Origin of the sequence: Chamaesiphon sp. OTE_8_metabat_110, from assembly GCF_031382685.1 — a bacterium.
In the GTDB taxonomy this organism is placed as follows: Bacteria; Cyanobacteriota; Cyanobacteriia; order Cyanobacteriales; family Chamaesiphonaceae; genus Chamaesiphon.
The window spans coordinates 1-2,179 of sequence record NZ_JANMZA010000532.1 but is presented as its reverse complement, the minus strand read 5'-3'; the positions used below and the strand labels follow the sequence as shown (position 1 = coordinate 2,179).

Below are 2,179 nucleotides of genomic sequence, written 5' to 3'. Positions count from 1 at the left end.
ACCTTCAACGTAAATTCTCAATCTCTATTCACAAACTGGAGCAAGCCCGATGTCACCTGAATGTTTTGAACTTTCACTCTAACAACAATTTTATGTCAAAACACTGGAATTAAGTACTCAAAATCTGTCCCTCGATCGAATGCGCGAACTTTTAATCAAACTGTCTAAATAACTAATCGTTAAAGATAACGTTGTGCGTCATCTCATCAAAAATTTCTAGGAGCAGTTTTGCCCGCTCTACACGCTGTTTAATCACATATTGATGTAGCGAAATACCCACAGTTTTTTTGAAAGAGCTGGCAAAGTGATTAGGGCTACTATTCACACTTGCTGCAATTTTTACCATTGATAGATCGCCATCGAGGTGAGCATGGATATATTCGATTGCGTTCTCGAATCGACGAGGATTTAAGCTATGGAAATCGACTATATTTGGCTGAAAAACACAATAGTTTCGCAGTAAATGAATGACTAATACTTGGGTCAATGATTCTACATATAACTCCCCCAGGATGCCACCCGATCGCAGTTCTGCCAACAGCATCATCGCGATTTGGTGCAGGTGTGGGTCAGATTGAGAGAAACAATCCATCAACTCGATCCGATCTGGATTGAGATCTGCCGATCTAGCAGTTTGTGCGACTAATTCCGGTTTTAAGTAGATGCCGAGGTTTGACGTTGAACTATTTGTCGGCCATTGCCAGTAAGTTGATTGTCCCGCTGGTACCAAGACTAGATCGTCCTGTTTGACAATCGATTCATGCCAACATTCGCCATGATTTTGGACTAAATACATGGGTTGAACGGAGGGAAAACTCAGCCAATGTGCGAGCAAAGCACCAGAACTATACTCACAAATGTTATTTGGTGGGGCTTGATAATTTTCGACTAAGATGCCCTGCCATCCGACCTGCTGACTGGATAAAATTTCAACCCCACCTACTACATTTAACTGTGGATGCAAATTACTTTTACCCATTCAAATAATTTATTTATTACAAAAATTCGATTTAATCTGCGGACTTTTCTACTGAGGAATGAGGATTCGATCGAACCCAGAATTACGACATTTGCAATCTAGCAGGGTAGTTTCATTTTGGTGATAAATGAGGAATCGTAAGAATCTGATAAAAATTCGTCAGATTCTGCAACAAATTGTTCTCAGGCGATCGCTACAATGTCAATAGCCAGTAGGAGTCCATCTATAAAGTAGGAGTTTTTGTGTGGATCGTCAACTCGGCACAGCAGAACTTCTATTTCGGTCGTAAGCGCAGCGAAAAGTGCGGGAACAGGGGCGCGAGCTTTGCGGGGGAAGCTTCCCCCGCAAGTGGAGCACCTTTTCAAGAGAGTTATGACCCGTGCATTTCCTGCTGACGGCAAATATTATTGGTTCCTGGCACCTGAAAAAGATTGCGGCAGGCTCTAGCAAAAGTCTTGAACCGTCACACTTTGCGCGATCTTCAGATCGCACCAAGATCGACTTCAACAAACAGCGATGCAATTTCTCAACTAAAATCGGTCAAAAATATGACCTCAATCGAATTTATTGAAATATCCTGACCCACAAAATATCGGAAGCCGTGCATGACTCATTTTGGCATCATCTGTCCAGCTCTTACGGGGCATCTCAATCCCATGACTACACTAGGACACGAGCTGCAACGGCGCGGTCATCGCGTGACCCTCTTTGGCATTCTCGACGCTCGACCGCAAACCATAGCTGCCGGACTGGAATTTTGGGCGATTGGTGAGGCTGAATTTCCCGCTGGAGCTTCAGCAGCAGCTAACACTAAATTGGGCGAATTGAGTGCACCTTGAGCAGAGAATAAGACTTTCGATCTCTACAAAACATAAAATCATGAACCAAATCAAATACCTCCTGACCGAAAGCCAAATGCCTACCGCTTGGTATAACATCCAAGCAGATTTACCCACCCCATTACCACCAATTCTCCATCCTGGTAACGGAAAACCAATTTCGCCCACCGACTTAGCACCCCTGTTTCCGATGAGCCTTATCGAGCAGGAAGTAAGCCAAGAACGGTGGATTGAGATCCCTGACGAAGTACGATCGATCTATCAACAATGGCGACCTACTCCCCTGTATCGTGCCCGCCGACTGGAAAAAGCTCTCGATACGCCTGCTAAGATTTACTACAAATATGAAGGCGTTAGCCCC

1 protein-coding gene and 2 pseudogenes are annotated in these 2,179 nt (G+C 44.2%); 2 read left to right on the top strand and 1 reads right to left on the bottom strand.

Features of this window, described 5'->3' with window-relative positions; genetic code table 11:
* Nucleotides 1–172 precede the first annotated feature (172 nt).
* Nucleotides 173–979 (bottom strand): AraC family transcriptional regulator, encoded by an 807-nt coding sequence (locus RMO52_RS19345; protein WP_310417504.1) that lies wholly within the window; start codon nucleotides 977–979, stop codon nucleotides 173–175.
* 605 nt (nucleotides 980–1,584) lie between these two features.
* On the opposite strand from RMO52_RS19345, the pseudogene RMO52_RS19340 reads away from it, so the two are divergent.
* Both RMO52_RS19340 and RMO52_RS19335 read left to right on the top strand, forming a co-directional pair.
* Nucleotides 1,585–1,809: pseudogene (locus RMO52_RS19340) on the top strand (glycosyltransferase); the annotation flags it as partial.
* A 49-nt stretch (nucleotides 1,810–1,858) separates the two neighbouring features.
* Nucleotides 1,859–2,179: pseudogene (locus tag RMO52_RS19335) on the top strand (TrpB-like pyridoxal-phosphate dependent enzyme); the annotation flags it as partial.